A 20,117-nucleotide genomic window follows, 5' to 3' on the forward strand; every position below is an offset into this window, starting at 1 on the left:
CTTTGCTCCCGGCACCCGGTATGAAATACCCGAGCACCAGCGAGAGAGACGATGAGACGCGGAAAGCGCCGAAAACGCCGACGACACCAGTCGGCCCCCTGTTGCGAATTGCATGACCCGGGTCTTCCGCCCGGCCCCGACACCGGGACGGTCTCATGCTGACCCTCCTCGGAATCGGACTCGGAATCCTGGTGGTCTTCCTGATCACCGCCCTCACCGGTTACTTCGTGGCCCAGGAATTCGGCTACATGGCGGTCGACCGGTCCCGCCTCAAAGCCCGTGCCGAGACCGGTGACGCCGCCGCGAATCGCGCGCTCGCGGTCACCCGCCGCACGTCCTTCATGCTCTCCGGCGCCCAGCTGGGCATCACTGTCACCGGCCTTCTCGTCGGCTACGTGGCCGAACCCCTGATCGGTTCCGGCGTCGGCGAGCTGCTCGGCGGCGTGGGTATCCCGGTGGGCGTGGGTGTCGCGATCGGCACGATCATCGCGATCATCTTCTCCACCGTCGTGCAGATGGTCTTCGGTGAGCTGTTCCCAAAGAACCTCGCCATCGCCCGGCCCGAGCCGGTCGCACGGTGGCTCGCCCGTTCGACGACGATCTACCTGGCCGTATTCGGTTGGCTCATCGCATTGTTCGACAAGTCGTCGAACCTGCTGCTGCGAGCGCTGCGCATCGAGCCCGTGCACGACGTCGAGCATTCGGCGTCGGTGCGCGACCTCGAGCACATCGTCGCCGAGTCCCGCGACGCGGGTGACCTGCCCGACGAGCTGTCCGTCCTGCTCGACCGTGTGCTCGAATTCCCCACGCGCACCGCAGAACACGCGATGATCCCGCGACCGAACACCGATCATGTCGACGCCGATCTGGCGGCGGGTGAGGTGCTGACACTGATGAGCACCGGCCACACGCGGTACCCCGTGCTGGCCGGCGGTGACGACGAGGTACGCGGCGTGATCCACCTCCAGGACCTCCTGGAGTGGAGCTACGCGCTGAAAAAACAACCGCCGCAGGCTGATTCGTCGGCCACCGCGGTCGACCTGTGTCGTCCCGCAGTGGTGGTGCCCTCGACACTCCCGCTGCCCGAGGTGTTGGAGACCCTCGCGGACGCACACGACGAGATGGCGGTGGTCATCGACGAATACGGCGGCTTCGCCGGGGTCGTGACCGCCGAGGACATCGCCGAGGAACTGGTCGGCGAGATCGACGACGAACACGACTCCGAGGCGACCGTCGCGATCGAGGAGAGCCCCGAGGGATGGCGCGTGCGGGGTGACGCACACGTCGACGAGGTCTCCCGGACGGTCGGCTGGGACCTCCCCGAAGGCGACTACGAGACGATGGCCGGACTGGTGATCGCCGAATTCGTCGGACTCCCGGAGGTCGGGGACACGGTGACGATCGAGATCGATCCCGATCCGTCGACCCTGCTCGAAGACGACGAGGCGCCACCCCGCACCGTGCGGGCCACGGTGCTGGAAGTCGACAAGCGCGTCCCCGCTCTGCTGTCGATGAGCGTGGCACACAACGACAACAACCCGGGCGAGAAGAGCCCGGACGACAAGAACCGGGGCGAGAAGAAGAACCCGGCCGAGAACGGAGAGGAGAGCGACAATGGATAACCCGTGGGTCGTCGCGGCCGTCACCGTGGGCCTGATCGCGTCCAGCGCCTTCTTCGTCGCGGTCGAGTTCGCCCTCATCGCCGCGCGTCGGCACCGGCTCGAAGACGCGGCTGCGACCAGCGGCAGCGCCCGCGCAGCACTGCGCAGCGCATCGGAACTGTCGGTGTTGCTCGCCGGATCGCAGCTCGGCATCACGGTGTGCACGCTGGCACTGGGTTCGGTCACGAAACCCGCTGTGCACTACTGGCTCACGCCGCTGTTCGCCGGCTGGGGCCTGCCGTACTGGTCGGCCGACGTGATCGGCTTCGTCCTCGCCCTCGTCATCGTGACGTTCCTGCACCTCGTCGTCGGTGAGATGGCGCCGAAGTCGTGGGCCATCGCCCACCCCGAGAAGTCGGCGATCATGCTCGCGATCCCGATGCGCGCCTTCATGTGGGTGACCCGTCCGTTCATCGTCCAGCTCAACCACCTCGCCAACTGGTGCCTCAAGCGTGTCGGCGTCGAACCGGTGGACCAGGTCGCGACCGGGCAGGACAGCGACGCCCTCCGCCACCTGGTGGAGCACTCGGCCACCGTGGGCACACTCGACGAGCGGTACCACGCCCACCTGACGAGTGCTCTGGAACTGGAGTCGTTGACCGTCGGCGACGTCGTGACCCCCAACGACCATCTGGCCGTGGTCGGTCCGGCCGCGGACGCCGATGAGATCCAGACGGCCGGCCGGACCTCGGGCCACCTGCGGCTGCTGGTGCGCGACGATGCGTCCGGGGCGCCGGTCCGCGGTGTCGTGCACGTGCGCGACAGCCTGACCGCGTCGCCCGGCACCACGGCGGCCGATCTCATGCGCCCGGTCCTGAGCGTCGAGTCGGCGCAGCCGGTGTACGAGACGCTCACCGCCATGCGGGAACAGCGCGCCCACCTCGCGCTCGTCACCGATGGGGGCCGCGCGGTCGGACTCATCACCATCAACGACGTGCTCCAGCGGTTGCTGGCGACCACGGCGTAGGAGGGTTGACGAGCGCGCGTCGCTTACCCTTCGTGGCTCGTCGCTTGCGCTCCTCGCACCTCAGGGAGCAGGGATTATGCGTTCTGGGGACGTGGGCCGCTAGGTCCACTCGTCGGCCGTCAGGAACCACGGTTCGGCCGGCAGCGCGGCGGGATCGAACCGCTTCGCCAGTTGCTCTGCGCGCACAGGCTCGTCCCGGTCGCCGAGCCCCAGTGAATGGGCGATGCGGGACAACACGGTCGACGTCGCCACCCCTGCGGCGGCGAGGTCGGCCAGGGTCACCGCCCCGTCCCGCTTGCTGAGCCGGATTCCGTTGGCGTTGAGCACCATCGGGACGTGCGCGTACGTCGGCGGGGTCTTCCCGAGCAGCGTCGCCAGGTAGGCCTGCCGGGGCGCCGACGACAACAGATCGTCCCCGCGGACGACCTGGTCGACGCCCTGCGCGGCATCGTCGACGACGACGGCCAGGTTGTAGGCCGGGGTGCCGTCGTTGCGCAGCAGCACGAAGTCGTCGACCGCGCCCATGTAGGGGCCGTGCAGCAGGTCGTCGACGCCGTACTCCCGGACGTCGGCCCGCAGCCGGATCGCGGGTGGCCGGGTGGCACGGCGTTCGTCGCGCTCGGCGGCGGTGAGGTCGCGGCACGTGCCCGGGTAGGCGCCCTGCGGCGCATGGGGTGCGGACGGCGCGTCGAGGATCTCTCGGCGGGTGCAGAAACACTCGAAGGTGCGGCCGGCGTCGCGCAGGTCGTCGAGGACGGCACGGTATGCCTCGAGCCGGTCGGTCTGGTGGACGACGGGCGGGTCCCAGTCGAGGCCCAGGGCCGCGAGATCGGACAACTGCCGGGAATCCGCACCCTCGACGGCTCGGTCGAGATCCTCCATCCGGATCAGGAATTGTCGGCCGGTGGTCCGCGCGAAGAGCCAGGCGAGCACGGCGGTCCGCAGATTGCCGACGTGGAGGTCTCCGGAGGGGGAGGGCGCGTACCGGCCCGCTCGCTGCGTCGACACCGCGTCGAGATTACCGGTCGGCGATGAGAATCCGCGCTGCGGCCGGTCTGCCTGTAACGGCCCGGACGACGACACGCCGGGTATGCGGCGGCGCGTAGGCGTTGCGGTCCCGTCGACGAGTGAGGAACGATGAGTTTCATGGATCTCCCGGTCATGCCGCCTGTTGCGCCGATGCTGGCCAAGGCGGTGACCAGCGTGCCGCCGCAGCCCGACGGTTCGGTGGCGTGGTCGTATGAACCCAAGTGGGATGGTTTTCGCGCGTTGGTCTTCCGCGACGGCGACGAGGTGACGATCGGATCGCGAGGCGGCAAGGACCTGGCCCGGTACTTCCCCGAGATCGTCGCGGCGGTGAAGGACGAACTGCCCGACAAGGTGGTCCTCGACGGTGAGATCGGGGTGCCGGCACTGATCGGCGACACGCATCGGCTCGACTGGGATTCGCTCGCGCAGCGCATCCATCCGGCGGAATCGCGCGTCACCATGCTCGCGGAGAAGACACCGGCGATCTTCATCGGATTCGACGCGCTGGCGCTGGAGTCGACGAGCGTGATGGCCGAACCCTTCGAGGTGCGCCGGGAGGCCCTGCTACGGGCCGTCGGTCCGGGCGGCCGGGACCGACGCGTGCATGTCAGCCGGGTGACGAGCGACCCGGCGGTCGCCGAGGACTGGTTCTCCGCCTTCGAAGGCGCCGGGCTCGACGGCGTCGTCGCCAAGCGACTCGACGGCGTGTACGTCGAGAACAAGCGGGAGATGCTGAAGATCAAACACAAGCGGACCGCGGACTGTGTCATCTTCGGGTATCGAATCCACAAGTCGGGCACGGGGATCGGATCGATGCTGCTCGGACTGTACGGCGACGACGGCGAACTGCGGATGGTCGGCGGGGCGGGTGCCTTCTCCGACGCCAAGCGGATCGAGTTGCAGCAGATGTTCGAGCCGATGCGGCTGGACCCGGAGAAGGCGTCGCCGGGCGAGCCGACGCGGTGGCGTTCGGAGAAATCGGGGGAGTGGATCCCGATCCGTCCGGAGCTGGTCGCGGAGTTCGCCTATGACCAGATGGAGAACCATCGCTTTCGGCACACGGTGAAATTCCTTCGCTGGCGGCCCGATCGAGAACCGGAGAGCTGCGGTTACGACCAGCTCGACGTCCCGCTGACCTACGATCTCCACGACGTCCTCGAAGGAGAATGACCATGGCATCTCGTTCGCCCGCCGAGGAACTCGACGTCGACGGGGTCGCCGTCCGGATGAGCAACCCGGACAAGATCTACTTCCCCGAACTCGGCGAGAACGGCGGCCGCAAGCGCGATCTCGTCGGGTACTACCGCACCGTCGCACTCGGCGACACGGGTGGCAGGGCCGACGACAGCGGCGACGGACCGCTGATGCGCGCCACCCGCGACCGCCCGACCTTTCTGCAGCGCTTCCCCGACGGCGTCGAGGGCGAGGAGATCTACCAGAAGCACATCGCGAAGAAGCGGCCCGAGCATGTGCAGTCCACCCCGATCGTGTTCCCCTCCAAACGAACCGGCGACGCGATCCGTCCCACGGTGCCGGCTGATCTCGTGTGGGGCGCGAACCTGGGGACCGTCACCTTCCATACCTGGCCGACCCTCCACCCCGACAACGACCATCCCGATCAGCTTCGCATCGACCTCGATCCGCAACCCGGCACGACGTTCGAGGATGTCCGGCGTGTGGCGATCGAGGGGCTCAAGCCCCTGCTCGACGAACTGGGCTTCACCGGTTTCGTGAAGACCTCGGGCGGTCGGGGAGTACACGTGTACGTGCCCATCGAACCGCTGTGGGACTTCATCGCGACCCGACGCTGCGTCATCGCGATCGCCCGGGAACTCGAACGCCGCGACCCGGACGCGGTCACCACATCGTGGTGGAAAGAAGAACGCGGAGAACGGATCTTCATCGATTACAACCAGAACGCCCGCGACCGCACCATGGCGTCCCCGTACTCCGTTCGACGCAGCGCCCGCGCCCGGGTGTCGACGCCGGTGACGTGGGACGAACTCGCCGACGTCGATCCGGACGACTGCACCATCGCGACCGTCCCGAAGCTCCTGGAAGATCGCGGCGACCCATGGGCCGACATCGCCGACCACCGGCGCGGCGTCGAGAAACTGCTGGAGATGGTGCAGGCCCATGACGCAAAGGGACTGGGCGACATGCCTTATCCGCCCAGCTATCCCAAGATGCCGGGCGAGCCGCCGCGCGTACAGCCGAGCAAGAAGGTCGCCGAGCACTGGGATGAGAAGGGCAACCGACGCTCCGACGGCTGATGCCCGGGTTCCGTATGGGTCAGCGGCGCAGCGCCTCGGCCGCCCAGGTCGCGAAACTCTGCCAGCCCACATCAGGGAACCGGCGGTGCAGCGTCGGGATGTCGACCTCGTACCCGCGGTCGCCGAGGAACGTGAACATCGCCCGCATGTCCTCGGACTCGATACGTTCGGGATCGTAGGACTCCGCCGTGACCGTGGTGCCGAGAACGTCGCCGATGATGCGCGCCATCTCCTCGGGCGTCGGCTGATCGGACGCGAGGTCGATGCGCTGGCCGACGTGGACGTCCGGGGCGGCGAACAGAGTGGCGACGAGTCGGCCGAGGTCGCGCCGCGAGAGTTGTTGCAGCGGCTTGTCCGCGGGCATCGCGATCGGCATCACGCCCGCCGCGAGCGCGTCGGCTCCGCCGAGCAGGTTGTCGAAGAAGTAGGCCGGGCCGACGATCGTGTGCGGGATCTCGGTGGCTGCGAGCATCTGCTCGACCTCGAACTTGGAATCGAAATGCGGCACGCCGGTCTGACGATCGGCCGAGGCCACCGAGGAGAACACGAGGTACGGGATCGACGCGGACGTGGCGGCTTCGATCAGCGCACGACCCTGACCGATCTCGGCCTCGACGCCGGATTCGAACGGGGTGGTGAGCGCGAACACGCCCGCGGACCCGGTGAATGCCTCGGTGAGACCCGACCCGCTCACGATGTCCCCGACGGCGAGTTCGACGCCTCGGTCGGCCAGGCGTGCCGCCTTGCTCGACACCGCGTCCCGCACAACGGCGCGGACCGGGAAACCGGCCTCGAGCAGCGCGTCGAGCACAGCGCCGCCCTGCCCTCCGGTGGCTCCGACGACAACGACAGGAGAGGAATCGGCCATGTCGTCGACCCTAGCGGTCACACTCGACGGCCGGACGGTTTGGGTGAGTGCGCCGTCGGCGGCTATCATCTCGACGTTGGAGGATTCGCCTAGTGGCCTATGGCGCTCGCCTGGAACGCGGGTTGGGTTAACAGCCCTCAGGGGTTCGAATCCCCTATCCTCCGCCACCGAAGGTCCGCAGTGACACCCGTATTACCGGGTGACACTGCGGACCTTCGTCGTATCCCCGAGCGTGCGGGCCGAGTGTGATCGAGCCGCGCGGACCGGTTCGAGGACCCCGGCTCCGGCCGCCGGAACCCCTCGCTACACTGGACGACGGATCCCGCGCGGCGTGCATCCTGTGAACTCCCCCAGGGCCGGAAGGCAGCAAGGGTCAACGGGCTCTCTCGGGTGCGCGGGGTCCCCTATTTTCCCGATACGAAGTTTCAGGTCAGGGGCGTCGGCCACCCGCACCGGCGTCGAGCCGCGAGAGGGCCAACGTTGAATTTTCACTCGATGAGTGCCGACCAACTCCGGAACACCCAGACGGAACTGACCAAGCAATACGAGGCGCTGCGCGCGCTGGGTCTCAAGCTCGACCTCACCCGCGGCAAGCCGGCCCCCGAGCAGCTCGATCTCTCGAACGGTCTCCTGTCGCTGCCCGGTGACGAGTATCGAGACGGCGCGGGCACCGACACCCGCAACTACGGCGGACTCAACGGACTGCCCGAGTTGCGCGGCATCTTCGGGGAACTCCTCGCCGTCGACCCCGACAACCTCCTCGCGCTCGGCAACTCGAGCCTCGAGATCATGCACGACCTCACGGTCTTCGGGCTGTTGCACGGCACCGTCGACTCCGACGAGCCGTGGGGACGTCAGACGATCAAGTTCCTGTGCCCGTCGCCCGGTTATGACCGCCACTTCGCGATCACCGAGAGCTTCGGCATCGAGATGATCCCGGTGCCGATGCTGCCCGACGGCCCCGACGTGCGGGTGTGCGCCGAACTCGTCGCCGCCGACCCGAGCATCAAGGGCATGTGGGCGGTGCCCACCTACTCGAACCCGACCGGCGTCACCTTCTCCGAGGAAGTGACCCGCGGACTGCTCGAGATGCCCGCGGCGCCGGACTTCCGGATCTACTGGGACAACGCCTACGTCGTCCACACGCTGGTGGAGACCCCGCCGACGCCGCTGCCGATCCTGGAGATGGCGGCGCAGGCCGGGCACCCGAACCGCGTGTACGTCCTCGGCTCGACGTCGAAGATCACCTTCGCCGGCGCCGGCGTCTCGTTCTTCGGGTCGTCGCCGGAGAATCTGGCCTGGTTCAGCAAGTACCTGTCGCTGAAGACCATCGGACCCGACAAGGTCAATCAGCTGCGTCACCTCAAGTTCTTCGGCGATGCCGACGGTGTGCGGGCGCACATGGCCCGCCACCGGGAGATCCTCGCTCCGAAATTCAAGCTCGTGCTCGACATCCTCGAGGACCGGCTCACGGAGTCGAAGGTGGCGTCGTGGTCGGAGCCGGAGGGCGGCTACTTCATCAGCCTCGACGTCGTCGACGGCGCGGCCCGACGCACCATCGAGCTGGCCAAAGAAGCCGGTATCGCGCTCACCGCCGCCGGATCGGCGTTCCCGTACAAGACCGATCCGCACGATCAGAACATCCGACTCGCACCGACGTTCCCGAACACCGACGACCTGCGGGCTGCGATGGACGGGGTGTCCACGTGCGTGCTGCTGGCCGCGGCGGAGAACCTGCTCGCCCGCTCCAGCTGACCCGACACGCCGATCCCGGCGTTAGATTGCTCTCATTCTCCGGCGAGTGCGCTGGCGTGCGCGCCACTTTGTGACAGGCTTTCAAATCGTGAATCTGCCCAGGCCGGTTCTTCTCGCAACCGGTTTCGCCGTCGTGGGGGTCATCGCACTGGCACTCCAGGATGTCGTCGTACCCCTGGGCGCCCAATTCTGGGGTTTGCTGCACAACCAGATCGATCTCTCGGTGTATCAGGCGGGTGCCCGGGCGGTCGCCAACGGCGTCAGTCTCTACGACGTCAAGATGATCGGCGACCTGGACTACACCTACTCGCCGTTCTCCGCCTTGCTGTTCAGTCCGCTGGCCTGGATGTCCTTCGACGTCGCCCGCATGTTGTGGTCGGCGGGCATCGTCGTGGCGCTCTATCTGGTGATCATGCTGAGCTTCCGCAGCCTCGGCCGGCCGGTGACCTGGCCGTTGCGCGTGATCGCGGCGTCGCTGGTGGCGGTGGCGATGTTGTTCGAGCCGGTTCGTACGACGATCTGGTACGGGCAGATCAATGTGTTCCTGATGCTCGTGATCGTGGCCGATCTGGCGCGTCCGGACGGTGGACGCCTCAAGGGGTTCTGGACCGGAGTCGCCGCGGGAATCAAGCTGACGCCCCTCATTTTCGCCGGTTACTTCCTCGTGCAACGGAACTGGCGCGCCCTCGCCGGGGTGGTGGGCGGCTTCGCCACCACCATGCTCATCGGGTTCGCCGCCTTGCCCGGGGACTCGTGGTCGTACTGGACGGGCAAACTGTTCGAGTCCGACCGGGTCGGTTCGGCTCAGTTGCGCGGTAACCAGTCCCTGCGCGGCATGCTGGCCAACCACCTCGACACCGACAATCCGCCGACGCTGCTCTGGCTCGCCCTGGTGCTGGCAGGGCTGGCGGTCGGCTTCGCGGTGGCGACGTACGCCCATCGCAAAGGTCAGGAACTCCTCGCCGTCAGCATTGTCGGGATGACCGCCTGCGTGGTGTCGCCGATGTCGTGGGGCCACCACTGGGTGTGGTTCATCCCGATCCTGGTCATCGGAATCCACCTGGTCCTCGACACCCGGCAGCCGCGGTCGCCGCGGGTGTGGGCCGGGGTGGGCGCGGCGGCACTGGTGCTTCTCGCGTTCTCGTGGCCGACGCATGTACCGGCGCTGATCCCGGACGGTTATTACACGGGGCTGTACGTCAAGACCCGCATCACGTGGCTCAACTGGTTCACGGTCAGCCCATATCTGTGGGCCTACCTCGGCGTGCTCGTCGCGACGGTCGTCGGCCTGCGGATGATCGGCAGCCGCGGCTACTCCTCGCCGCCGCCCGCCGACCCGATCATCCCGCCCGGCGTCGCGGCTGCGGTGATCGCCGAGGGTGGGCTGCCGACCGGCGATGCGGGCGGCACCGCCAGTGAGGGCACACGACGGCCGGACATGGGTGGCGAGGAGTCCGGGCCGCGCGACTCGCGAGGCACGTCCGGGCATACTCCGCGTACTTCGGAAGACACCCCCGGGATGGCCGATGACCTGGTCGGAACCGATGGCGAACCCGTCACCGAGACACCCGATCAGGGGCCCGCTGCACCAGTGTGAGGCACACTCATCGACTGTCACGGGTCGCCGGTAGTCTCGACGCGTGGCTCTGTATCGCACCTATCGCCCGGCTACCTTCGCCGACGTCGTGGGGCAGGAGCACGTCACCGATCCGTTGAGCCGTGCCCTGGATTCCGGTCGCATCAATCACGCGTATCTCTTCTCCGGTCCTCGCGGTTGTGGCAAGACGTCGTCGGCGCGGATCCTGGCTCGTTCGCTGAACTGTGTGCAGGGCCCCACCTCCACACCGTGCGGAACGTGCGTCTCCTGTGTGGCGCTCGCGCCGGGCGGCCCGGGCAACCTCGACGTCATCGAGCTCGACGCCGCGAGTCACGGCGGTGTCGACGACACCCGCGAGCTGCGCGACCGCGCCTTCTATGCGCCCGCCGAGTCGCGCTACCGCGTGTTCATCGTCGACGAGGCGCACATGGTGACGAACGCGGGATTCAACGCGCTCCTGAAGATCGTCGAAGAGCCGCCGGAGCATCTGATCTTCGTGTTCGCGACCACCGAACCCGAGAAGGTGCTGCCGACCATCCGGTCGCGCACCCACCACTACCCGTTCCGGCTGCTCGCGCCGCCGGTCATGCGCGGTCTCCTGGAGACGATCTGTGAGCGCGAGGGCGTGACCGTCGCGTCCGAGGTGTACCCGCTCGTCATACGGGCGGGTGGCGGTTCGCCTCGTGACTCGCTGTCGATCCTCGATCAGCTGCTGGCCGGCGCCGACGACCAGGGTGTCGCCTACGAACGCGCACTGGCGCTGCTCGGCGTCACCGACGTGGCGCTGATCGACACCGCGGTCGACGCTCTCGCCGACGCCGACGGTTCGGCATTGTTCGGCACGGTGGAGAAGGTGGTCGACGCCGGGCACGATCCTCGACGGTTCGCCGTCGACCTGCTGGAACGTCTTCGCGATCTGATTCTGCTGCAGGCTGTTCCGGACGCCGCGGACCGCGGACTCGTCGAGGCGCCGGGTGACCAGCTCGCCCGCATGCGCGCCCAGATCGAGACCCTCGGGCCCGCGTCGCTGACCAGGTTCGCCGAGATCGTGCACAACGCGCTCGGGGAGATGCGCGGCACGACGTCGCCGCGACTCCTGCTCGAGGTGATGTGCGCGCGGATGCTGCTGCCCGCGGTCTCCGCCGACGACGCAGCTCTGTTGCAGCGACTCGAACGACTCGAGTCGGGTATCGGCACGACGTCGATCCCGGTACCCGCGAAACCGGCTGAGCCGGAACCGGAACCGAAGTTCGTGCGGCCCTCGCAGCGCAAGGCGATGGAAGAGGCCAAGGCTGCCGAGGCGTCCGAGCGCGCAGCCGCGGAAGCCGTCGAGGCCGACGCCGCGCAACCCGACGCCGGCCGGGTGCCGGAACCGGTGGTGTCTGAGCCGGTTGCGCCGGCGACGGTGGTGGAGACTCCTGCGCCGGAACCCGTCGTTGCTGAAGCGGTCACGGCAGACGCGGCGCCCGAGGCGGTTGAACACGACTCGACCGACGTCGCAACGGGTTCGGGGGTCGAGGCCGAGGCGGTGCTGCCCGCGGAGGAGCCCGCCGACGACGAGTCGATGCTCGACGAACTGATCGCCGACCAACCGAGTGCCGAGGCGGCAGAGGTCGAACCGGCGCCGGCCGCTGACGCCTCATCGGACGACGAGACGGCATCTCTGATCGAGGTGCCCGCCCCGCCGACGCCGCCGACTCAGCCGCCGGCACGGTCCGACCGGACCCCGTCCGCACCCGAACCGCCGTCGCGCCATCGGGACGCGTCCTCGCCCGAACCGGAACCGATTGCCGAACCGGCGTCGACCGCGGCGTACGACGACATCCCGCTGCCCGATGAGCCCGTCGACGAGGACGACGTCCCGCCACCCGACGCGATGCCGGTCCGTGCCCGTCGGCCCGAGCCCGAGCCGGTGCCCGAACCGGAGCCCGAGCCCGAGGCGACCGCCGGGCTCGACGCCGACTCGGTTCGCAAGCGGTATCAGGACATCCGGGCCGCGGTGCGGGAACGGTCGAAGAGTCTCGAGCCGATGCTGTCGGCGGCGGTCATCGCCGACGTCGACGGGACGACCGTCGTGCTCTCGCATCCGGTCGAGGTGCTGGTCGGGCGGTTGTCCGCGCCGCACGCCGTGACGATCATCCGCGAGGCGCTCACCGAGGTCTTCGGCACCGAACTCGACGTGCGTACCGTGCACCAGGCGCCGGGCGCCGCCGCGCCCTCCGCCACGTCGACCGCGCCGCCGTCGAAGCAAGCGGCCAAGGCTCGGCAGTCGTACTCACGTCCGAGCCGCGCGCGTGACCAGTCGGCGGCGCCGGCCCCCACACCGGACCCGGTCGCCGAACCGGAGGAGCCCGAGCCGCCACGTGCCGACGAGGACATCCCGCACGACGAACGCGCGGAGATGGTGGCCGATGCACGCACCGGCAGCCCCGAGCAGCGGCTCGACCCCGACCAGGTGGCGCTGGAACTGCTCAAGTCGGAGCTGGGGGCACGGCCGCTCGAGTGACCGGGTGCGCTCGGGAAGCTTTGTCTGAAAACCGCCCCGCGCAACAGGTTCGACGACGATACGCCGCGTGTCCGATTTCTGAGGGCGGTTTTCAGAGGCGGGTCGGGCTCAGGCGTCCCACCACGGCCGGAGTGGCACCTGGTGGCCGCCGTCCTCGTCGAGTTTGGTGGCGAGCACGTGGTGAAGCTGGATGATGTTGCGGTCGAATCCGATTCGGCAACCGGCCATGTAGAGGCCCCACAGCCGCGCGGTGCCCTCGCCGACCTCGGCCACCGCTTCGTCCCAGTGCTCGACGAGGTTGATGTTCCAGTCGCGCAGCGTCATCGCGTAGTGCTCGCGGAAGTTCTCCTCGTGGATGACCTCCATGCCGCCGATGTCCTGCAGCTTGGAGATGATCTTGCCGGAGCCGGTGAGCTCGCCGTCGGGGAAGACGTAGCGGTCGATGAACGATCCCGCCTTGCTGCGGCTCGCGTTGTCGGGGCGCGTGATGCAGTGGTTCAGCAGCATGCCGCCGGGACGGAGCTTGTCGCGCATGAACCCGAAGTAGGACGGGTAGTTGTGGACACCGATGTGCTCGGTGAGCCCGATGGACGACACCGCGTCGAAGCCGCTCTCGGCGACGTCGCGGTAGTCGCTGTGCCGGACCTCGGCGAACTCGCCGAGCCCTTCGTCGGCGATCGCCTTCTGGGCCCACTGCGCCTGCTCGGCGGACAGCGTCGCCCCGATCGCGTGGACACCCCGACGCGCGGCATAGCGGACCATTCCGCCCCAGCCGCAACCGATGTCGAGGAGGCGGTCGCCGGGCTTGAGGCGGAGCTTCTCGAAGATGAGGCGGTACTTGTTCTCCTGCGCGGCTTCCAGCGATGCGTCGCGTTCCGGGTAGACGGCGCAGGTGTACGTCATCGACGGTCCGAGCACCCACTCGTAGAACGTGTTCGAGACGTCGTAGTGGTAGTGGATGACCTCGGCATCACGAGACTTGCTGTGCCGCAGTCCTTCCGCAAATCGACGCCAGCGCGGCACGGCCTCCTGCGGCGGCGGTGCGATCGGCTTGAAGTGATCGATGCCCAGCGACCGCGCGATGTGGGCGAGCGACAGGGGGGAGGGGCGGTGGAACTGCAGGTTGCTGGCCAGTGCCTTCAGCGCGGGGTACGGATCACCGGGGTGCGCGCCGATGAGTTCGAGATCGCCTGCGATGTAGGCGCGCGCGAGTCCGAGATCGCCGGGTGCGGTCACCAGATACGTCGTACCGCGCGGGGTCTTCAGATCGAGGCCGTACTGGGCGTCGACGGGTCCGGCGCTGCTGCCGTCGTAGGCGGTGATCCGGATCGACAGGTTTCCGCCGAGGAGTGTTTCGAAGATCTCGGCGAGGGTCATCTTGCCGGCGTGCGAGTCCACACTCGACGCCGAACTCTCCTTGAACGTGGTCATTGGCGTTTCACCGCTTTCGAGTAGAGGTCCAGCAGACGACCCCGCGGGTCGTACCGCTTCTTGAGGAGCCGATAACTCTCTCCGCCGTAGAGTTCGTCGAACTCCTCCGGCGTGTAGAAACTCTCTGAATACAGCGACTTGTGGCCGTCGAGTTCGGCGACCTTGCGTTCGATGATCTTGTTGGTGTGCCCGGGATCGCCCGGGGTGACCGGCACGGCCGACCAGAAGCCGACGTTGACGTACGTGCGTTGCGGGGCAAGGGGATACAGCGGCCAGGGGCGTACCGGATCGGCGCCGGGGAGGGCGGGCTCGCGAAGCCGGAGGGGGCACAGCCAGATCGGTTCGATGGGAATCTCGGAGAGGAACCACTCGACGTAGTCGGCGGTCCGGTCAATGGGAACCTCGATGTCCTGCACGACGCGTTCACCCGCCGGTAGTCCCTTGCGGGCGTTCAGCCGGTCGCCGATGTCGAACCGCTGGTCGAGCCCGATCAGCTGCCAGTAGAAACTGCTGCGGAGGTACCGCTTCGGCCACCAGCGCCGGATTCGCGGGTTCTGTGCGCCGAAGGCGCGCGAGCACCAGAACCAGTCGGTGTCCCAGCGCCAGAGATAATCGTGGATCGTCAACCGGTCGGTCGTCTTCTGTTGGATGGACCGATAGAAGATGTCCATCCCGGTGTAATCGCTGACCGGTCCGTCCTCGTCGGTCTGCCGGCCCAGCGTCAGATAGGACTCGTTGGCGGAGAACACGACTCCGTCGAGGTAGTCGACCGGTTCGCCGTCGTGCGACTTCGTGGTGACGATCGTGTCCATCGCCGACTGGAGGTCGACGATGCTCGTGAACCGAATATGGCGCAGCGCGACATACGGCTTCACCGGCTCCAGTTCGATGCGTAACCGCACCGAATAGCCGAGCGTGCCATAGGAATTAGGGAAACCGAAGAAGAGGTCGGCGTGTTCGTTGGTCGGCGTCGCGGTCAGGATCTCGCCGTCGCCGGTGAGGATGTCGATCTCGAGAACAGACTCATGGGGCAGTCCGGAGCGGAAGGACGTGCTCTCGATGCCGAGTCCGGTGACCGCGCCGCCGAGGGTGATCGTCTTGAGCTGTGGGACGACCAGCGGTGCGAGACCGTACGGCAGAGTGGCCGCGACGAGGTTCTCGTAGGTGCACATGCCGGCGACGTCGGCGGTGCGCGCCTCGGGATTCACCGAGATGACCCGATCGAGTCCGGAGACGTCCAGTCCCGGATGCGGATTGGCGGCGCGCTTACGAAAGAGGTTGGACGTCTTCTTCGCAAGACGCACGGTTGCCTGCGGCGGGATGGCACGATAGCTGGCCAGGAGGTCGGCAACCCCCTGGTCGAATGCCGCTCCCCCCATCTCGAGCCCGTTGGTCACCCGGTTAGCCTAGGACTTGATCAGTTCGCCCGCCAATCGTTTCGTAACTGAGGAGTGTCCAATCGTGGGTCAGGTTTCCGCATCGCAGTCGCTCGACATCGCCGCCGCCCCGGACGCCGTGGTCGGAGCTCTCGCCGACTATGAGGTCGTGCGGCCGGCCATCCTCCCGGAGCAGTACCGCGACTACAAGGTGATCAGCGGCGGCAAGGGCGACGGCACCGTCGTGCACTGGATTCTGCAGGCGACGTCGAAGCGGCAGCGCGACGTGCAGGCGACCGTCAGCGTCACCCCGGACACCGTCACCGAGCGCGACGCCAACTCGACGATGGTGACCACCTACTCCGTCGCGGCATCGGGCAGCGGTTCGCGCGTCACGACCACTACCACGTGGCAGGGGGCCGGCGGCATCGGTGGGTTCTTCGAGAAGACATTTGCGCCGAAGGGTCTCAACCGGATTCAGGCCGAGGTCCTCGGCAACCTGAAGAAGCGCCTCGAGAGCTGACGGCTCGGCATCTCCGACCGCGGCGCTCGATGACCTGCTCACCCGACAGCGTGCGATGACCGGCGCGGGATCGACCGATCCCGTCCGGCGCCGCCGTGGCCGGGCAAGGCCGTCGCCCTTGCCCATGCGCGACGGCGTCGACGCCACGCGCGTGGTGTTGCGTTCGGGGCCGGAGCTGACCGTCGGTCAGGCGCTGCTGGCCGCGCCCGTGCTGGCGGGGCTGACCGCCGACGATCTGGGTCGACGCGCCGCCGCGGGCGAGATCGTCGATGCCGACGGCCGACCCGCGGATCTGGCCGCGCCGTCGAGCCGCAATGTCTCGCTGTACCTCTACCGCGACCTCGACGACGAGATCGCGGTACCGTTCGACCTGCCGGTGATCCACCGTGACGAGAACATCGTCGTGGTGGACAAACCGCACTTCCTCGCCACGATGCCGCGGGGCCGTCACGTGACCGAGACCGCGCTGGTGCGGCTGCGTCGAGAACTGGGCTCCGACACCGTCTCGCCGGCGCACCGTCTGGACCGCCTCACCGCCGGGGTGCTGCTGTTCACGCTGCGGCCCGAGGTGCGCGCGGCCTACCAGGATCTGTTCGCGTCCCGGACCGCCCGCAAGGAGTACCTCGCGCTCGCCCCGGCCGACGAGGCGCTGGCGTCGACCGTGACCGTGCGGGACCGGATCGAGAAGACGGCGGGCGACCTGCGCGCCCTCGTGGTGGACGGGCCGGTCAACGCCGTCAGCGACATCACGCTGACCGAGGTCCTCGGCGGCCTCGGCGTCTACCGACTGGTGCCGCACACCGGCCGCACTCATCAGCTCCGGTTGCACATGGCGTCGCTCGGGGTGCCCATCGTCGACGACCCGCTCTACCCCGATGTGCGGCCGGGGCTCGCCGCTCTTCCCGATCACGGGGACTTCACCCGTCCGCTGCGGCTGGTGGCCCGGGCGCTGGAGTTCACCGACCCGCTGACCGGCGAGGAGCGCCGCTTCGAGAGTCGGCGACCGGTATCGGGGTAGGGGTCCACGATCTACCCTGGCGCCATGACCATCCGCGCGTCCTACGAACGGCATCCCGACCTGGGCTGCGAGGCCGTGGTCTTCATCGACGACGAGTCGCTGGCCTGTTTCCAGATCCAGCGCGATCTGGTCGGCGGGCCGCGCGCCGACGAATACTGCGTCACCACGGGAGCCAGTGCGCCCGTCTACGGCGGGATCACGCAGTGGCGTCGCATCGACGACCGATTCGAGTTCGCGCTCACCGCGCGCGCCGGTCGGCTGTTCGGCGACGAGGTCCTGTCCTTCGAGGTGGCCGCCGTCGAGGAGTCGACCGTCGACGACATCGCCGCGCATGTCGATCGGTTGCTGCGCTGACGCTGCGACTACCCTGGGCCGGGTGACGCAACCATTCGATCCCAGCGCGTTGTTCGGCGGCGGTCAGGGCGGGGAGAACCCGATGGCCGGACTGCTGGCCCAGGCGCAGCAGATGCAGGAGAAGCTCCTGTCGGCGCAGAACGAGATCGCGGCGGCGGAGGTGGTCGGCAGTGCGGGCAACGGGCTCGTCACCGTGACCGGCAACGGCACCGGTGAGGTGACCGCCGTGTCGATCGACCCTAAGGTCGTCGATCCTGACGACGTGGAGACCCTGCAGGACCTGTTGCTCGGTGCGTTGGCCGACCTGTCGGAGAAGCGCGAACAGCTCGCCAGCGAGAAGATGGGCCCGCTCGCCGGTGGTCTCGGCGGCGGCCTCCCCGGATTGGGCGGCTGAGTACGCCCACCCCGCGTACGACGCCGAACGACGAGTAGGAATCCCGGACACCGTGGACGCAGATCAGCATGTATGAGGGACCGATCCAGGACCTGATCGACGAGCTGGCCAAACAGCCGGGCCTCGGTCCGAAGGGCGCCCAGCGCATCGCGTTCCACCTGCTGGCCGGGGAGAAGTCCGACATCGATCGCCTCGTCGCCGCGCTGGGACGGGTCCGCGACGACGTCGTCTTCTGCGCGGAGTGCGGGAACGTCTCGGCCAATCGGCTGTGCCGGATCTGTTCGGACGCCCGCCGCGACGCCAGCAAGATCTGTGTCGTCGAGGAGCCGAAAGACGTGCACGCGATCGAACGGACCAAGGAGTTCACCGGGCGCTACCACGTACTCGGTGGTGCTCTCGACCCGTTGTCCGGGATAGGCCCGGACCAGTTGCGTATCCGTGAACTGCTGCGTCGGCTGGCCAATCAGGAAGACGGCGTCGACGTCTCCGAGGTGATTGTCGCGACCGACCCGAACACCGAGGGCGAGGCGACCGCGACCTACCTCCAGCGCATGCTGAAGGACTTTCCCGGCCTGTCGGTCACCCGGCTCGCGTCGGGGCTGCCGATGGGCGGCGACCTCGAGTTCGCCGACGAACTCACCTTGGGTCGTGCACTGTCGGGTCGTCGCATCCTGGCGTGAGGTCGGTGGCCGTCGTACCCGGCAAACCGGACGGCTAGGGTCATGTGGTGATCTCGCGTACTGGGTGGCGTCGTCGTGTCCGGGGTGTTGCAGCAGGCCTGACGGTGGTGGTCGCGGGCGGCCTGGTGGGTGCCGTACAAGGCGTGCAGCCGCCCGAAGCATCCGCTGCGCCGGCGCTCGATTGGCAGGCATGCCCCGCGGTGCACGGCGTACCGGCGACGGTCCGGTGCGCGACGGTCGAAGTTCCGCTCGACCACTCCGAGCCGAACGGCGAGACCATCGAGATCGGCGTGAGCCGTATGCAGGCGCGCGACCAATCCCGGCGTCGCGGTGTCGTGATGGGCAACCCGGGCGGCCCGGGCGGCGACGGCATCGCGATGTTCAGTCAGCTGCGCCCGCCGGCGGCCATGCTCGACGAATGGGATCTGGTGGCCGTGCAGCCGCGTGGTCTGGTGTCGGGCACACCGCTGCGCTGCGATCCGATCACCGGCGACGAGCCCGAACTGATGACGGCGCTGGGCAAGCTGAATCGCGATCGCTGCGAGGCGCGTACGCCGGGCCTCGGGGCGACGCTCACCACCGAGAACACCGCCCGCGACATGGAGGTCGTCCGGCGGCTGCTCGGCGAACCGAAGGTCAGCCTCTACGGCATCTCGTACGGCACCCTGCTGATGTCGACGTACGCGACACTGTTCCCGCAGCGCGTCGACCGGATGGTCCTCGACTCCGGCTTCGACCCGAGCGTGGTGTGGAACAGCCTTCTCTCCGTGCAGACACCCGGCTACAAGGCGCGGGTGCACGAGATGATGGCGTGGATCGCGCGCCACGACCGGATCTATCATCTCGGCACGACGCCACTCGCCGTGTACCGGAAGTGGAGCGACCGGGTCAGTGCCGAGGCCGGTGTGCCGCCATCGCTGCTGGCACCTCCCGCGCAGGTCGGGGACGTGCCGCCAGGCCTGCGGGCGGTCGCGCAGCAGTACATCGCGGGAACCGATCTGACCGCCGACGCGCGTGCCAGGTTCGAGAACCTGGTGTTCACCTTGCTCCGGCCCGGGTCGCTCCAGCTGACGTCGCAGCTACTGGTGCTCACCCGCGCGCTCGCGCCTGATCGCAACTCCTGGCCGACAGTGGCGCTGATGACCGCGAACCCCGGCCGGAAGCTGCCCACCCCGGGCCCCGCCGCGATCGAGGCCGCCCAGGTCTCGCAGGACATGCAGGCCGCGGTGCTGTGCAACGAGAACCAGGTCCCCGCCCAACCGTCGCTCGGCTTCCAGGCGTTCGTCGCGAACTACGTGACCGGGGATCCTTTCGAAGCGCCAGGTCTCGCCTACGAGTCCGGCCTCGCGTGTGCCGGAGCGCCGGCGCTCGCGCGGCCGGTCGAGATCCGCAACCGCGGGCTGGCGGTGGCGCCCCTGCAGATCCAGAGCGTCGGCGACCCGCAGACCCCGTATCGCGGGTCGCTGAAGATGCGTGAACTCATGCGCAGCCACCTCATCACGGTCGGTGGTGGCGACCACGCGCAGCTCGGTCGCGCCAACAAGCCGCTCGACGACGCCATCGTCGAGTACCTCCGCGACGGCCGGACCTCGGTGCAGCGTGTCCCCGAAGCACCGATCACGGCTCCGCTCACCCGGTTGCCCTCGGCGTTCGCGTCCGGGGCGGCCGGTCGGTGACCCATCCTG

General features: G+C 68.3%; 17 protein-coding genes, 1 tRNA gene and 1 other RNA gene. 15 read left to right on the forward strand and 4 right to left on the reverse strand.

What is annotated here, in order from left to right:
• Nucleotides 1–155: 155 nt before the first annotated feature.
• Nucleotides 156–1,622: a hemolysin family protein gene (locus MVF96_RS02235; protein ID WP_247451062.1), complete on the forward strand. Its 1,467-nt coding sequence runs from the start codon at nt 156–158 to the stop codon at nt 1,620–1,622.
• Complete coding sequence (locus tag MVF96_RS02240) at nt 1,615–2,628, forward strand: hemolysin family protein (protein ID WP_065631156.1); 1,014 nt, start codon at nt 1,615–1,617, stop codon at nt 2,626–2,628. Before MVF96_RS02235 ends, MVF96_RS02240 begins: the two co-directional genes overlap by 8 nt.
• 99 nt (nt 2,629–2,727) lie before the next feature.
• On the opposite strand, the gene gluQRS is transcribed toward MVF96_RS02240, so the two are convergent.
• The gene (gene gluQRS / locus MVF96_RS02245) at nt 2,728–3,636 is read right to left on the reverse strand and encodes a tRNA glutamyl-Q(34) synthetase GluQRS (protein WP_247451064.1); all 909 of its coding nucleotides are present in this window, start codon (nt 3,634–3,636) and stop codon (nt 2,728–2,730) included.
• 138 nt (nt 3,637–3,774) lie between these two features.
• Here gluQRS and MVF96_RS02250 point away from each other — a divergent pair, with 138 nt between their 5' ends.
• Together MVF96_RS02250 and MVF96_RS02255 are read left to right on the forward strand one after the other, a co-directional pair.
• A complete protein-coding gene (locus tag MVF96_RS02250) occupies nt 3,775–4,827 on the forward strand; it encodes an ATP-dependent DNA ligase (RefSeq protein WP_137808698.1) in 1,053 nt (350 codons plus the stop codon).
• A gap of 2 nt (nt 4,828–4,829) precedes the next feature.
• Complete coding sequence (locus MVF96_RS02255; protein WP_247451066.1) at nt 4,830–5,930, forward strand: DNA polymerase domain-containing protein; 1,101 nt, start codon at nt 4,830–4,832, stop codon at nt 5,928–5,930.
• A gap of 19 nt (nt 5,931–5,949) precedes the next feature.
• Here the strand turns inward: MVF96_RS02255 and MVF96_RS02260 are convergent, their stop codons facing one another.
• Nucleotides 5,950–6,798, reverse strand: a complete 849-nt coding sequence (locus tag MVF96_RS02260) for an NmrA/HSCARG family protein (protein WP_078111806.1) — start codon at nt 6,796–6,798, stop codon at nt 5,950–5,952.
• A gap of 78 nt (nt 6,799–6,876) precedes the next feature.
• On the opposite strand from MVF96_RS02260, the gene MVF96_RS02265 reads away from it, so the two are divergent.
• The 5 genes from MVF96_RS02265 to MVF96_RS02285 all read left to right on the forward strand — a co-directional run bounded on the left by MVF96_RS02265 (nt 6,877) and on the right by MVF96_RS02285 (nt 12,656).
• Nucleotides 6,877–6,965, forward strand: a tRNA-Ser gene (locus MVF96_RS02265).
• A gap of 147 nt (nt 6,966–7,112) precedes the next feature.
• An RNA gene (gene ffs, locus MVF96_RS02270) (signal recognition particle sRNA small type) lies at nt 7,113–7,207 on the forward strand.
• 71 nt (nt 7,208–7,278) lie between these two features.
• Nucleotides 7,279–8,553: an aspartate aminotransferase type Ic gene (locus tag MVF96_RS02275; RefSeq protein WP_247451068.1), complete on the forward strand. Its 1,275-nt coding sequence runs from the start codon at nt 7,279–7,281 to the stop codon at nt 8,551–8,553.
• Nucleotides 8,554–8,641: 88 nt separating this feature from the next.
• Nucleotides 8,642–10,150 carry a glycosyltransferase 87 family protein gene (locus MVF96_RS02280; RefSeq protein WP_247451070.1) on the forward strand — a complete coding sequence of 503 codons (1,509 nt, stop codon included), beginning with the start codon at nt 8,642–8,644 and terminating at the stop codon, nt 10,148–10,150.
• A 43-nt stretch (nt 10,151–10,193) separates the two neighbouring features.
• On the forward strand, nt 10,194–12,656 hold the full coding sequence (locus MVF96_RS02285) for a DNA polymerase III subunit gamma and tau (protein WP_247451072.1): 2,463 nt from the start codon (nt 10,194–10,196) through the stop codon (nt 12,654–12,656).
• A gap of 108 nt (nt 12,657–12,764) precedes the next feature.
• Here MVF96_RS02285 and MVF96_RS02290 read toward each other — a convergent pair whose 3' ends face one another.
• Entirely contained in the window at nt 12,765–14,087 is a 1,323-nt protein-coding gene (locus MVF96_RS02290) for a class I SAM-dependent methyltransferase (protein WP_247451074.1), read from the reverse strand.
• Entirely contained in the window at nt 14,084–15,466 is a 1,383-nt protein-coding gene (locus MVF96_RS02295) for an FAD-binding oxidoreductase (protein WP_247452041.1), read from the reverse strand. The genes MVF96_RS02290 and MVF96_RS02295 overlap by 4 nt, the downstream gene beginning before the upstream one ends.
• An 82-nt stretch (nt 15,467–15,548) precedes the next feature.
• Between MVF96_RS02295 and MVF96_RS02300 the strand changes: the two genes are divergently transcribed.
• From MVF96_RS02300 to MVF96_RS02325, 6 genes are all read left to right on the forward strand, one after another.
• Nucleotides 15,549–15,986 (forward strand): SRPBCC family protein, encoded by a 438-nt coding sequence (locus tag MVF96_RS02300; protein ID WP_058251042.1) that lies wholly within the window; start codon nt 15,549–15,551, stop codon nt 15,984–15,986.
• Nucleotides 15,987–16,110: 124 nt separating this feature from the next.
• On the forward strand, nt 16,111–17,004 hold the full coding sequence (locus tag MVF96_RS02305; protein ID WP_203235920.1) for a pseudouridine synthase: 894 nt from the start codon (nt 16,111–16,113) through the stop codon (nt 17,002–17,004).
• 24 nt (nt 17,005–17,028) lie between these two features.
• Nucleotides 17,029–17,358 carry a hypothetical protein gene (locus MVF96_RS02310; RefSeq protein WP_058251043.1) on the forward strand — a complete coding sequence of 110 codons (330 nt, stop codon included), beginning with the start codon at nt 17,029–17,031 and terminating at the stop codon, nt 17,356–17,358.
• The gene (locus MVF96_RS02315) at nt 17,336–17,752 is read left to right on the forward strand and encodes a YbaB/EbfC family nucleoid-associated protein (RefSeq protein WP_004021588.1); all 417 of its coding nucleotides are present in this window, start codon (nt 17,336–17,338) and stop codon (nt 17,750–17,752) included. The genes MVF96_RS02310 and MVF96_RS02315 overlap by 23 nt, the downstream gene beginning before the upstream one ends.
• Before the next feature lie 68 nt (nt 17,753–17,820).
• On the forward strand, nt 17,821–18,432 hold the full coding sequence (gene recR, locus MVF96_RS02320) for a recombination mediator RecR (protein WP_058251045.1): 612 nt from the start codon (nt 17,821–17,823) through the stop codon (nt 18,430–18,432).
• Nucleotides 18,433–18,476: 44 nt separating this feature from the next.
• Complete coding sequence (locus MVF96_RS02325) at nt 18,477–20,108, forward strand: alpha/beta fold hydrolase (protein WP_068972274.1); 1,632 nt, start codon at nt 18,477–18,479, stop codon at nt 20,106–20,108.
• Nucleotides 20,109–20,117: the final 9 nt, after the last annotated feature.

Origin of the sequence: Gordonia hongkongensis, from assembly GCF_023078355.1 — a bacterium.
GTDB lineage: Bacteria > Actinomycetota > Actinomycetes > Mycobacteriales > Mycobacteriaceae > Gordonia > Gordonia hongkongensis.